This is a genomic window from Tepiditoga spiralis, assembly GCF_014701195.1.
In the GTDB taxonomy this organism is placed as follows: domain Bacteria; phylum Thermotogota; class Thermotogae; order Petrotogales; family Petrotogaceae; genus Tepiditoga; species Tepiditoga spiralis.
Genome location: NZ_AP018712.1, coordinates 200,705 through 213,521, shown reverse-complemented (window position 1 = coordinate 213,521; position 12,817 = coordinate 200,705). Strand labels below are relative to the sequence as shown.

15 protein-coding genes are annotated in these 12,817 nt (G+C 29.0%); 10 read left to right on the top strand and 5 right to left on the bottom strand.

Annotated elements, in window-relative coordinates; translation table 11 throughout:
• Position 1 precedes the first annotated feature (1 nt).
• Positions 2-778, bottom strand: a complete 777-nt coding sequence (locus tag IGS63_RS01020) for a hypothetical protein (RefSeq protein ID WP_190615198.1) — start codon at positions 776-778, stop codon at positions 2-4.
• Positions 779-874: 96 nt separating this feature from the next.
• Positions 875-1,714, bottom strand: a complete 840-nt coding sequence (locus IGS63_RS01015) for a DMT family transporter (RefSeq protein WP_190615197.1) — start codon at positions 1,712-1,714, stop codon at positions 875-877.
• Between the two features lie 115 nt (positions 1,715-1,829).
• On the opposite strand from IGS63_RS01015, the gene IGS63_RS01010 reads away from it, so the two are divergent.
• Together IGS63_RS01010 and IGS63_RS01005 are read left to right on the top strand one after the other, a co-directional pair.
• The gene (locus tag IGS63_RS01010; RefSeq protein ID WP_190615196.1) at positions 1,830-2,525 is read left to right on the top strand and encodes a lysophospholipid acyltransferase family protein; all 696 of its coding nucleotides are present in this window, start codon (positions 1,830-1,832) and stop codon (positions 2,523-2,525) included.
• 130 nt (positions 2,526-2,655) lie between these two features.
• Positions 2,656-2,868 (top strand): hypothetical protein, encoded by a 213-nt coding sequence (locus tag IGS63_RS01005; RefSeq protein WP_190615195.1) that lies wholly within the window; start codon positions 2,656-2,658, stop codon positions 2,866-2,868.
• 27 nt (positions 2,869-2,895) lie between these two features.
• Here IGS63_RS01005 and IGS63_RS01000 read toward each other — a convergent pair whose 3' ends face one another.
• Positions 2,896-3,093, bottom strand: a complete 198-nt coding sequence (locus tag IGS63_RS01000) for a YjfB family protein (protein ID WP_190615194.1) — start codon at positions 3,091-3,093, stop codon at positions 2,896-2,898.
• 93 nt (positions 3,094-3,186) lie between these two features.
• Here IGS63_RS01000 and IGS63_RS00995 point away from each other — a divergent pair, with 93 nt between their 5' ends.
• The gene (locus tag IGS63_RS00995; RefSeq protein WP_190615193.1) at positions 3,187-3,507 is read left to right on the top strand and encodes a YqfO family protein; all 321 of its coding nucleotides are present in this window, start codon (positions 3,187-3,189) and stop codon (positions 3,505-3,507) included.
• Positions 3,508-3,539: 32 nt separating this feature from the next.
• Here the strand turns inward: IGS63_RS00995 and IGS63_RS00990 are convergent, their stop codons facing one another.
• Positions 3,540-4,757, bottom strand: a complete 1,218-nt coding sequence (locus IGS63_RS00990) for an acetate kinase (protein ID WP_190615192.1) — start codon at positions 4,755-4,757, stop codon at positions 3,540-3,542.
• Positions 4,758-4,963: 206 nt separating this feature from the next.
• Entirely contained in the window at positions 4,964-6,223 is a 1,260-nt protein-coding gene (gene glyA, locus IGS63_RS00985; protein ID WP_190615191.1) for a serine hydroxymethyltransferase, read from the bottom strand.
• A gap of 320 nt (positions 6,224-6,543) precedes the next feature.
• Between glyA and IGS63_RS00980 the strand changes: the two genes are divergently transcribed.
• From IGS63_RS00980 to IGS63_RS00950, 7 genes are read left to right on the top strand one after another with little or no spacing between them, the layout of a single operon-like run.
• Entirely contained in the window at positions 6,544-7,776 is a 1,233-nt protein-coding gene (locus tag IGS63_RS00980; protein ID WP_190615190.1) for an aminotransferase-like domain-containing protein, read from the top strand.
• Positions 7,777-7,784: 8 nt separating this feature from the next.
• Entirely contained in the window at positions 7,785-8,846 is a 1,062-nt protein-coding gene (gene buk, locus IGS63_RS00975) for a butyrate kinase (protein ID WP_190615189.1), read from the top strand.
• On the top strand, positions 8,843-9,739 hold the full coding sequence (locus IGS63_RS00970) for a bifunctional enoyl-CoA hydratase/phosphate acetyltransferase (RefSeq protein WP_420856915.1): 897 nt from the start codon (positions 8,843-8,845) through the stop codon (positions 9,737-9,739). The genes buk (IGS63_RS00975) and IGS63_RS00970 overlap by 4 nt, the downstream gene beginning before the upstream one ends.
• Positions 9,740-9,751: 12 nt before the next feature.
• Positions 9,752-10,819 (top strand): butyrate kinase, encoded by a 1,068-nt coding sequence (buk, locus tag IGS63_RS00965; RefSeq protein WP_190615187.1) that lies wholly within the window; start codon positions 9,752-9,754, stop codon positions 10,817-10,819.
• 10 nt (positions 10,820-10,829) lie between these two features.
• Positions 10,830-11,495, top strand: coding sequence for a cobalamin biosynthesis protein CobQ (locus IGS63_RS00960; RefSeq protein ID WP_190615186.1), 666 nt, complete (start codon positions 10,830-10,832; stop codon positions 11,493-11,495).
• A 20-nt stretch (positions 11,496-11,515) separates the two neighbouring features.
• Complete coding sequence (locus IGS63_RS00955) at positions 11,516-11,737, top strand: 4Fe-4S dicluster domain-containing protein (RefSeq protein WP_190615185.1); 222 nt, start codon at positions 11,516-11,518, stop codon at positions 11,735-11,737.
• A gap of 18 nt (positions 11,738-11,755) precedes the next feature.
• The gene (locus IGS63_RS00950) at positions 11,756-12,811 is read left to right on the top strand and encodes a 3-methyl-2-oxobutanoate dehydrogenase subunit VorB (RefSeq protein ID WP_190615184.1); all 1,056 of its coding nucleotides are present in this window, start codon (positions 11,756-11,758) and stop codon (positions 12,809-12,811) included.
• Positions 12,812-12,817 lie beyond the last annotated feature (6 nt).

Genomic DNA, 12,817 nt, shown 5'->3' with positions numbered 1-12,817 from the left:
GTTAGAAATTTTCTAACAAGACATTTATACTTTTTTTGATTTCTGGAAGTATTTCTTTTGTGATGATTTTATTTTTATAAGAGTCTTTTAGCATTTTATTTTTTAAGATGTCTTTGATTTTTTTTGAGTTTAAATTCAAGAGTATTTTATAAGATGTTTTTATGTGTCCAACTATTTCTTCTTTATTTAATAGGTTTATTGTGCATGAAAAAGTTATTTTATTTGAAGTTAGTGTTGATTTTGATTTTTCAAAGGTATAAGAATCAAAATGATTTTTTAGCTTAAATTCAAATTTTTCTTTAATTATTGAGTCTATAGTGCAGTTTTTTAAAAGATATAAATAATCTTTTACGTCTTCTCTTTTTATATGAGTATCTACTAATAGAGTATCTTCTAAACTTTCAAAGACATTTTTATATACTTCATAATTTTCTTTTAAAGCCTCTTTTAAACTTTTTCCCCTTTGAATGAAAAATAATCCTTTTAACATATTTTTTGCTATTTCATCATAGGATTCATTTGTTTTTTTTGAAATGCTTTCAAACCAATTTACTACTTCATTGGAAAATGAAATTGTATTTTTGTCGTCAAATAAAATTTTTAAGTTTCCCCCCATAATTTTAGTTAATGTTGATAAAAATTTATATGATGGATTGTAGTTTCCTTTTTCAAATCTGTGTATGTTTTTTATTCCTGTACTCAATTTTTTTGCTATTTCATGATCTTTTAGACCATACAAATCTTTTCTTCTTTTATATTCTTTTATAAAATCATCCATGCTTTGCTCCTTAAGTTTATTTTAAGTTTTAGAGGATATAATATAATCAATTAAACAAAAACCTCATCCTTTTTTTGGCGGCTTATGCCGCCCTTTTTATTTATATATAACAAATGCTCCAAGTATTAGAATTAAAATTCCTGCTAGTCTTACAGAGATTTTTTCTTTAAATACAACTTTTGCAATTATAGCAGTTACCAATGTGGAAAGCATTGAAACAGGTTCTGCTATACTTACGTCAATATATTTGAAAGCATTTAAAAGTGCTATATAAGAATAAGAATTGCTAATTCCTCCTGAAATTAAATCTTTATATTTGTTTTTAATTAAATTTATGTGAGGTTTTAAACTTTTAAATTTAATTAAACTAAAAACAAATAATTCTAAACTTACAACTGTATATATTCCAACAGAATATCCAGTAGTGTTCATGTTTTTTGCAAAAAATCCATCAAGTGTTCTTCCTATTGCCATTAAAAATGAAGATACAATCATTGCAATAGCACCTTTGCTTTTAAATAGGTTTTTATAAGATTCAATTATATTTATGTCTTTTTTTAAGAAAGATACTCCATAAATCATTAATAAGCTTCCTAAAATTTTTGAAAGAGTTATTGATTCAGATAAAAATAAAAAAGTAGTTAAAATTAAAAATACAACATTCATATTATAAAGTGGAGCTATAATTGAAGCATCTTCGATAGATAGAGCATATACATAAAGAAAAAATGAAATTGTATAGATACTACCACTAATTAATGAAATTGTAAAAATATTTAAGTTTAAATCTTTAAAAAATGGAAACATAACTAAAAGAGAAAAAGTAAAAAACCCCCAAGAAGATATTAGCGCGTGCTCATTGGTTGCAATTTTTTTTCCAGCAATTCTTTCATATCCAAGTAGTATAATTCTTATTGAAATCCAAATTAATGCCATATACTTCCTCCAAGATTAATAAAATTAATTCCTATTAAATTATAACAGAAATATTTTAACAATTTTATAGTATAATGTATTGAAAAAATTTTAATTTTAAAATGGAGGAATTTAGATGAGAACTTTTTTTACGGCTTTAGGAATTGTTTTGTATCTTATTTATTCTCTTATACTCATATTGATATCTAAGTTTTTAAGAGGAGAAACAAAACAAAAGTTTATAACAAAACAAGTTACTATGTTTGCAAAAACTGCTTTTAAATTAACTGGAAGTAAGATTGAAGTTAAGGGGCTTGAAAATATTCCAGATGGTCCTGTGTTGTTTGTTTCTAATCATCAGAGTAATTTTGATATTCCTATTTTTTTGGGGTATTTGAATAAACCTTTGGGTTTTATTGCAAAAAAAGAAATGGAAAAGATTCCTATTTTGAGTACTTGGATGAGATACATTCATTGTGTTTTTATGGATAGATCGAATGTTAGAAATGCGGTGAAGTCTATAAATGATGGAATAAAAATTTTAAAGAATGGACATTCATTGATGGTCTTTCCAGAAGGAACGAGAAGTCATGATGGTAAAATTGGAGAGTTTAAACCAGGAAGTTTTAAACTTGCAACTAATTCTGGAGTTCCAATTGTTCCAGTTACTATATCTGGAAGTATAGATATTATGCCTAAAAATAAAGTTGAAGTTAGAAAAGCAAATGTAAAGGTTGTTGTTGGAAAACCAATAGAAGTTTCATCTGAAGATAAAAAGAAAACACCAGAACTTGCAGAAAAGGTTAGAGAAATAATAAAAGAAAATTTATAAAAGTATAAAAAAATAAAAATGCAACAAATTTTAATTTGTTGCATTTTTATTTTTTTTATGATATAATTTTTATGTAAAATCTTTTTTTGGTACTTTTAGTTCTTAAAAAAGAACAAAAAGGGGGGATAGTATGAAAAGTAAACGTAATGCTATTGCTGAAATGAGTTTTATTCTTTTTTTAAATGCCTATGGAACTTATGAAAATGTTAGAAAGGTTTATTTTATGAAAAAAAGAGGGATTAGTGTAAAAAAAATAATAAAAGAAAACCCATTTATTGAATCAGAAAAAGATTTGGAAAATTATTTAAAAAGAATGGAAAAAATATATAAATCTTACATATAAAAAAATGAGGCTTAAAGCCTCATTTTTTTATACTCGGAGATCTATATAGTTTCCGAGATTTGGATCTTTTGCCATAGATACATCAACTGTTGATTTTTGAATATTTTCAAGTATCATATCACCAACAAGATTTGTTGTATCCATAGCTTTTTTTGTTACAGAGGTGCTTATTTTCATTCCAGTATCCATCATTTTTAAGTTACTTGCTAAAGCTGCTACATCCATAAGGTCACCTCCTATGATATAATTTTATCGACTAAAAATTAAAAAATATTAGATAAAAATTATTATAAATAATAAAAAGTTGAGGTGTTTTTTATGGATAATATTTATAAAATTGAAGTTTTTATTCCAGAAAAATTTTTAAATGAATTGAGAATTGCAATGAATAATACAGGTGCTTGTAAGTATGGGAACTATGATAATTGTATTTCTTATTCAAAGGTAAAAAGTATGTGGAGGCCTCTTGAAGGAACAAACCCTTATTTAGGTGAAATTGGTAAACTTTGTTTTGCAGATGAAATAAAAGTTGAGGCTATTTGTAAAGGAGAGTTTTTAAAAGATACAGTAAAGGCAATAAAGCAGGTTCATCCATATGAAGAACCAGTTATAAACATAATTCCATTGTATGAAATATAAAAAAAGCTGTTCATTTGAACAGCTTTTTACTATTATAGTTTTAATTCATCTAAATTCTTTTCTACTATTTCTTTTGTATCTCTTGCAATCATTAATTCTTCATTTGTTGGAACAACCATTAATTTAATCTTAGAATCTTCTGTTGAAACAATAGTTTCTTTTCCACGTACATTGTTCTTTTCTTTGTTTATATTTATACCAAGATAACCTAAATAATTTTCTGCAATTTCTTCTCTCATAATTGGTGAATTTTCACCAACTCCAGCAGTAAATACTATTGCATCTACTCCATTCATTGATGCAGCATAAGATCCAATGTATTTTGCGATTTTGTATTCATAAATGTCAAATGCTGTTCTACAAACTTTATCACCAGCAATAGCATTGTCTTCAATATCTCTCATATCAGAATATTTTTTAGTTAGACCAAGCATACCTGATTTTTTATTCAATATAGTAATTACTTCTTTTGAGGTTAATCCTTCTTCTTTTATTAAAAAATCAACTATTGCAGGATCAATATCACCAGATCTTGTTCCCATTGCAAGTCCTTCAAGTGGTGTGAATCCCATAGAAGTATCAACTGATTTTCCACCATCTATTGCTGCAATTGAAGCTCCATTACCTATATGGCATGAAATTATTTTTAAATCTTTTACATCTTTTCCAAGAATTTCTGCAGTTCTTTGTGCAACATATCTATGACTTGTTCCGTGGAAGCCATATCTTCTAACTTTATATTTTTCATAGTATTCGTATGGTATAGCATATAAGTATGATTTTTCTGGCATACTTTGATGGAATGCTGTATCAAAAACTCCAATGTGTGGAACATTTGGTAATAATTCTGTTGCAGCTTTAATTCCCATTATATTTGCTGGATTGTGTAGTGGTGCAAGGAAAGATAACATTTCCATTGTATTTAAAACATCGTCATTTATTCTAACTGATGAAGCAAATTTTTCTCCACCATGAACGACTCTATGTCCAACAGCATCTATTTCTTCTAAAGATTTTAAAACTCCATATTTACTATCAGTGAATAGTGATAAAACATATTTTAATCCAACTTCATGATCTTGAATTTCTTTTTCAATTATGTGTTTTTCTCCATTTACTCTATGAACAATTCTTGATCCTTCTATTCCAATTCTTTCTACAAGTCCCATTGATAATACTTCTTCTGTGTCCATGTTTAAAAGTTGATACTTAATAGAAGAACTACCAGCGTTGATAACAAGTATTTTCATTTATGCTACCTCCCATTTTTTTATTTAGCCACAACAATATTACCACTTTTATTTAAAAGAAATTTACCACAAATATTACAAAATGAAAAAGAGTATAAGATGTTTGATATATTTGTTATAAATATTTTTATTATAAATATTTATTTTAAGACCATAAAAAAAGGGCTATTAGGCCCTTTTTTTGAAATACATTTTATAAGTAAAGATTATAAGTAAAGAGGAAACTGTTTACAAAGTTCTTTTACATCTGCTATTACTTCATTTTTTATTGTTTCATCTATGGTTCCTTCTTCATCTTTTACATTTTTAGCTACTTTAGCAATTAATTCAGCAACTTTAACCATTTCGTTTTCTTTCATTCCTCTTGTTGTTAATGCAGGTGTTCCAACTCTTATACCAGAAGTTACAAATGGAGATCTTGTTTCTTTTGGTATTGTATTTTTATTTACTGTTATATGGCATTGAACAAGTGCTTTTTCTAATGCTTTACCTGTCACATCAATATCTGTCAAATCAACGAGCATTAAATGTGAATCTGTTCCACCAGAAACTATTCTTAAACCATTTTTTTCTAATTCTTCTGCTAATTTTTTTGCATTTTTTACAACTTGTTTTTGATAAGTTTTAAAATCATCTGAAAGCGCTTCTTTAAAAGCAACTGCTTTTGCTGCTATTACATGCATTAAAGGTCCGCCTTGAATACCAGGGAATATTGCTTTATTTATTTTTTTATAAAGTTCTTTATCATTTGTTAAAATCATTCCGCCTCTTGGACCTCTTAATGTTTTATGTGTTGTTGTTGTAACAACATCAGCGTATTCAAGAGGATTAGGATAAATTCCTGCAGCAACAAGGCCTGCAAAATGAGCCATGTCAACCATTAAATAAGCTCCAACTGAATCTGCAATTTCTCTAAATCTTTTAAAGTCTATTATTCTTGCATAAGCACTTCCACCAGCAACTATTACTTTTGGATTGTTTTCCTTTGCAATTCTTTCAACTTCATCGTAATCTATTACTTCTGTATCAGGATTTACACCGTATGATACTACTTTGTATATTTGACCAGAAAAATTAACTGAAGCGCCATGAGTTAAATGTCCACCATGAGATAATGACATACCCATTATTGTATCACCAGGTTCTATTAAGGCAAAGTAAGCTCCCATATTAGCTTGTGATCCAGAATGAGGTTGTACGTTAACCCATTTTGCATTAAATAGTTCTTTTGCCCTATTTCTTGCAAGAGTTTCAGCTTCATCAACTATTTCACATCCACCATAGTATCTTTTTTTTGGATATCCTTCAGCATATTTATTTGTGAGCATACTTCCCATAGCTTCAATAACTGCTTTTGAAGCAAAATTTTCAGAAGCTATTAATTCTAAACCATACTCTTGTCTGTCTAATTCACGATTAACTATGTCATAAATTTCAGGGTCTGTTGTTTTTATATCTTCCCACATGTTTTAAACCTCCTTGTTGTTTTTTTTGATTATATAATATTATTTTTTATTAGCAAAATCTTATGTTATAAAAAAAACAAAGGATTTTAAAAAAAATCGTCTTTATTTAGCTATATTCAATAATATCTGAATTTTAATAATTATTTGGTATAATATATTAGATATTGAAAATAATTTCATGAAATTTTTTTCATATATACTATAATTACTCTTAATTATTCATAATTGTGTATATACTTCTCAAACACCTTTTGGAAAAAAAAAATAAAAAGTATAGAATATAATTGATATATACAAAAAATATATAAGGAGGTTACATTATGGAACTTGAAAAAAAATTATCAAAGGTTTCTAAAAGGATAAAATCTAGTTTAATTAGAGAGCTTTTAGATTTAAAAGATCCTGAAATGATTTCATTTGGTGGTGGAGTTCCTGATCCAGATACCTTTCCTAGACATGAAATAGCAAAGATAGCTTCAGAAGTTATAGAAAATGAACACAGAGTTACTTTACAGTATGGTTCAACTGGTGGAGATAACATATTAAAAGAACAGTACATAAAGTTATTGAAAAAACATGAAAACATAGATAATTTAGATGTAGACAACTTATTGATAACTGTTGGATCACAACAAGCACTTTATTTATTGGGAATAACTTTTTTAGATGAAGAAAGTTATTGTGGGGTTAGCAGACCTATTTATCTTGGTGCAGCTAGTGCCTTTCAACAAAGAGATCCTAAGTTTATAAATGTTCCTCTTTTAGAAGATGGAATGGATTTAGATTACTTAGAAAAAGAACTTGAAAAATTAAATAAAGAAGGAAATATAGAGAAGTTTAAATTTTTATATGTAATAAGTAATTTCCATAATCCTGCTGGAGTAACAATGGGAATTGAAAAAAGAAAAAAGGTTGTAGAACTTGCAAATAAATATGATTTTATAATAGTTGAAGATGATCCTTATGGTGCATTAAGGTTTGAGGGTGAAAAATTACCAAGTATATATTCAATGGCACCAGAAAGAACTATTTTGTTAAATACATTTTCAAAAGTTTTATCTCCTGGTTTAAGATTAGGTCTTGTTGTTGGACCAAAAGATATGGTTAAAAGAATTTCAATGGCAAAACAAGCTGCCGATTTGTGTACTCCTGCTTTAACTCAAAGAATAGGTGCAAGATACCTTGAAAGATTTGATTTAATAGAAGGTATACAACCAACAATTGAAATATATAGAGAAAAGAAAAACTTAATGATGAAGTTAGTAGAAGAAAAACTTGGAGATATAAAAGGAATAAAATGGATAAATCCTGAAGGGGGATTGTTTACATGGATAACTCTTCCAGAAGGTTTTGATACACTTGAAATGTTTGAAATAGCAAAAGAAGAAAAAATTCTCTATATACCAGGTACAGCATTTTATGTTGATGAACCAGACAATAATACAATGAGACTTTCATTTTGTTTGCCAACAAAAGAAAAAATAAAAGAAGGTATGGATAGACTTAGAAAAACAATAGATAGATATGCTAAAGAAAAAGGCTTAGAAATATAGGAGGGATGATGATGAAAATATTGGTAATAAATCCCGGTTCTACTTCGACAAAGGTAGCAATCTTTGAAGATAAAGAATTAAAAATTACAAAAACTCTTGAACATAGTTCAGAGGAAATTTCAAAATATGATCATATAATGGAACAAATTGATATGAGAAAAAAAGCAATTGTTGAATTTGCAGAAGAAAATGGATACAAAATAAAAGATTTTGATACAATTGCAGCAAGAGGTGGAATACTTCCTCCTTTGAGTAGTGGAACTTATAAAGTTACAGAAGAAATGGTAAATTATTTAAAGAATGAAACTCCAGTTGAACATGCATCAAATCTTGCTGCTGTTATTGCCTATGAAGTAGCTGATGGTATACCAGTTTATATAACTGATCCAGTTTCTGTTGACGAATTTGTACCGGAAGCAAGAATATCTGGTATTCCTCAACTCGAAAGAAAGAGTTTATTTCATGCTTTAAATATGAAAATGGTTGCAAGAAGAGCATCAGAGGAATTAAACAAAAAGTATGAAGATTGTAATTTTGTAATAGTACATCTTGGTGGAGGAATTTCAGTTGGTGCACAAGAAAAGGGAAAAATGATAGATGTAAATAATGCAAATGATGAAGGTCCATTTAGTCCAGAAAGAAGTGGAGAGCTTCCAGTTGGAGATATAGCTAAGGTAGCTTTTTCAAGAAAATATGAAAAAAGAGAAATGAGAAAAAGATATGTAGGGAAAGGTGGACTCGTTGGATATTTGAAGACAAATGATTTAAGAGAAGCTTTAAAACTTACAGAAAACGATGAAAATGCAAAAAAAGTAATAGAAGGTATGACTTATCAGATTTCAAAGGAAATAGGTGCAATGGCTACTGTTTTAAAAGGAAAAATTGATGCCATAATAATAACAGGTGGATTAGCTAACAGTGAAATTTTTATTAATAAGATAAAAGAAAGAATTTCAAAGATAGGTTTAATAATGGTTTATCCAGGTTCATTTGAAATGGAAGCTTTAGCAGAAGGTGCTTATAGAGCAGAAAAAAACATTGAATCCCCAATAGAATGGAGGAAAAGATGATGGAATTACAAGATATATTTGAAATGGCAAAGAAGATAGAACCAAAAAAGAAAATTGCTGTAGCTGTTGCTCAAGATGAAGTTGTTTTAAAAGCAGTAAACAATGCAGTTGAAAATGGAATATGTAATGCGGTATTATTTGGAGATAAAGAAGAAATAGAAAAAATAGCAAAAAAGGAAAATATAAATCTTTCAAACTTTGAAATAAGAGATTATAAAAATAAAAAAGAAGCAATAAAAAATGCAGTTGAATCTGTATCTAAAGGTGAAACTGATTTGCCTATGAAGGGTAAGTGTACTACTGGAGAATTATTATCTGTATTTTTAAAAGAAGAGTATGGTTTAAGAACAAAAAATACAATGAATCTTGTTAGTGTTTTTGAAATTCCAACTTATCATAAATTATTGATTGTTAGTGATGCAGGTATGCTAATAGCTCCAACGTTACAACAAAAAATAGATGAAGTAAATAATGCTGTAGCAGTTGCACATAAGATAGGTATCGAAACTCCAAAAGTAGCAATAGTTGGAGCAGTTGAACAAGTAAATACTAAAATGGTAGCAACAACTGATGCTGCAATAATAACTCAAATGAACAGAAGAAATCAAATAAAAGGTTGTATTGTAGATGGACCATTTGCAATGGATAACGCGATTTCAAAGGAAGCAGCAGAACACAAAGGGATAGTTAGTGATGTTGCTGGAGATGCAGACATAATAATAATGCCACAAATAGAAGCTGGAAATATTTTCTATAAATCAATGGTATTTTTAGGAAATTCTAAAGTAGCAAGTACAATTCTTGGAGGTAAAAAGCCAGTTGTTTTAACTTCAAGAGCTGATTCTGATGAAGCAAAATTAAATTCAATAGCCATTTCTGTTTTGATGGCGTAAGGAGGAAGTTAAATGTTCAGAATTCTTGTTATAAATCCAGGTTCTACTTCAACAAAGTTGGCAATATTTGAAGATGAAAACGAAGTTTTAAATGAAACAGTTAGACATACATCTGCTGAAATAGAACCTTTTGAAAAAATAACTGATCAATATGAGTTTAGAAAAAAAGTAATAGAAAATTTTTTAAATAAAGCTGGTTATCCACTATCAAGTTTTTCTGCTATAATAGGAAGAGGAGGGCTTTTAAAGCCAATTCCTGGTGGAATATATTCAGTAAATGAAGATATGTTAAAAGATTTAAAATCTGGTAAGTATGGTGAACATGCATCTAATCTTGGTGGTTTAATTGCTTATGAACTTGCAAAAGAAGTTGAAATACAATCTTTTATAGCTGATCCTGTGGTTGTTGATGAAATGATGGATATAGCAAGATTTTCAGGGCATCCAGATTTTCCAAGAAAATCTATTTTCCATGCATTAAATCAAAAAGAAATTGGAAGACAATTGGCAGAAAAATTAGGAAAAGATTATGAAGATTCAAACTTAATTATAGTACATATGGGTGGAGGAATTTCAGTTGGAGCTCATAAAAAAGGTAAGGTTGTAGATGTAAACAATGCACTTGATGGAGATGGTCCATTTACTCCAGAAAGAGCAGGAACATTACCTTTAACTGGCTTAATTGATTTATGCTATTCAGGTAAGTATACGTTAGATGAAGTAAAAAAATTAATAAAAGGTAAAGGTGGTTTTGTAGCTTATTTGAATACAAATGATGGAAGAGAAGTACAAGAAAAAATTGTAAAAGGTGATGAAAAAGCAAAATTAATTTATTCTGCTATGGCATTTCAAGTTGCAAAATGGATAGGAAAATTTGCAGCAGCAATGAACTTTGAAGTAGATGGAATTGCCTTAACGGGTGGATTAGCTTATGATAAAGATATGATGGTTCCATGGATAAGTGAAAGAGTAGAGTTTATAGCTCCTGTTTATACTTTCCCAGGTGGAGATGAAGAAAGAGCTCTTGCAATGTCTGCTTTTAGAGCATTAAAAGGAGTTCAAAAAATAAATACATATTGAAGGTGTTAAAATGTTTGAAAAACATAAAGTACATGTTTTTATTGGAATGTTTGGTTCTGGTAAAACAGAGATAGCTTTGAATACAGCTTTAAAATTAAAAGAACATAATGAAAAGGTTGCAATAGCTGATGTTGATACTATAAGTCCATACTTTAGAACTCGTGATGAAAAAGATAATTTAGAGAGTAAAGGAATAGAGGTTATTACTCCACCAGTAAAATATATGTATGCTGACGTTCCAATAATTTCTCCAAGAATTGGTGGATATATAAATAATCCAGAATTTAAAACTGTTTTAGATGTTGGCGGAAATGATGATGGAGCAATTGTTCTTGGATCTTTGAATAATTTTATAAAAAAAGCTGATGTTGCAACATACTTTGTAGTGAATACAAAAAGACCTTTTACAGATACTAAAGAAAAAATAATTGGACACATAAAAAGGTTATCTGCAAAGGCTAGAGTTGAAGTTAATTATATAGTTGCAAATCCTAATGTTATGAATGATACAACACAAGAGATTGTAGATGAAGGTGAAAAGATTTTAAGTGAAGTATCAGAAGAAATAGGAATACCAGTAGTTTTTACATCAGTAGATGAAAGAATATCAGAAAAAATAAATACTAAATACCCAAAATTTTTAATTAACAGATTCATGAATAAAATCTGGGATTAAATTAAAAGGAGGTAAGGTCAATGGAGTTTAAAAACCTCGTTGAAATTGATCAAGAAAGATGTAAAGGTTGTGGACTTTGTATAAATGCATGTCCAAAACAAGTTCTTGGATTTTCAGAAAGTTATAATTCAAAAAGTTATCATCCAGCAGAAGTTAAAAATCAAGAAGCATGTATAGGATGTGGTTTCTGCTACAGTATGTGTCCTGATGTTTGTATTACAGTAAAAACTTTAGCAAAATAATAAGGAGGCTGGAACAATATGGCTGAAAAAGTAATGGTTAAAGGAACAGAAGCAATTGGTGAAGCTGCTATAAGAGCTGGTTGTAGACTTTACTATGGTTATCCAATAACACCACAAAGTGAATTAACAGAATATATGGCAAGAAGATTACCAGAAGTAGAAGGAACTTTTTTACAAGCTGAATCAGAAGTAGCAGCAGTAAATATGATTTATGGTGCAGCATGTACAGGAAGAAGAGTATTTACTTCTACATCATCACCAGGTTTTTCTTTGATGCAAGAAGGAGTTTCATATATAGCTGGAGCTGAATTACCAGCAGTTTTTGTAAATGTTGTTAGAGGTGGACCAGGTCTTGGAGATATACAACCAGGTCAATGTGATTACTTCCAAGCAACAAAAGGTGGAGGACACGGAGACTATAGAATGGTAGTTTATGGTCCAGAATCTTTACAAGAAGCTGTTGAATTAACTTCAAAAGCTTTTGACGTTGCTGATAAGTATAGAGTTGTATCAATGCTTTTAGCTGATGGTCTTTTAGGTCAAATGATGGAACCAGTAGAATTTCCTGATTTTGTTGATTTAAATACACTTCCAGATCACAGTAGTTGGGCAATGACAGGAAATGAAGGAAGAGAAGCTCATAAAGTAACTTCTTTTAACATAGATCCATATGGTCTTGAAGAAATGAATGAAAGATATCAAGCAACTTATAAAAAAATAATTGAAAATGAACAAATGCATGAAGAATATATGCTTGAAGATGCAGATGTTGTAATTGTAGCTTATGGAACAATAGGTAGAATTGCAAAATCAGTTGCAAAAATGGCAAGAGAACAAGGTATTAAAGCTGGAGTATTTAGACCAATAACATTATGGCCATATCCATATGAAGCACTTTCAAAATTTACTGATCAAGCAAAGTTATTCTTTACAGTAGAAATGAGTGCAGGACAAATGGTTGAAGATGTAAAACTTTCTGTAAATGGTAAAAAACCAGTTGAATTTTATGGAAGAATGGGTGGAGTTGTTCCAACACCAACCGAAATTTTAAACAAACTCAAGGAACTCGTTTAAGGGAGG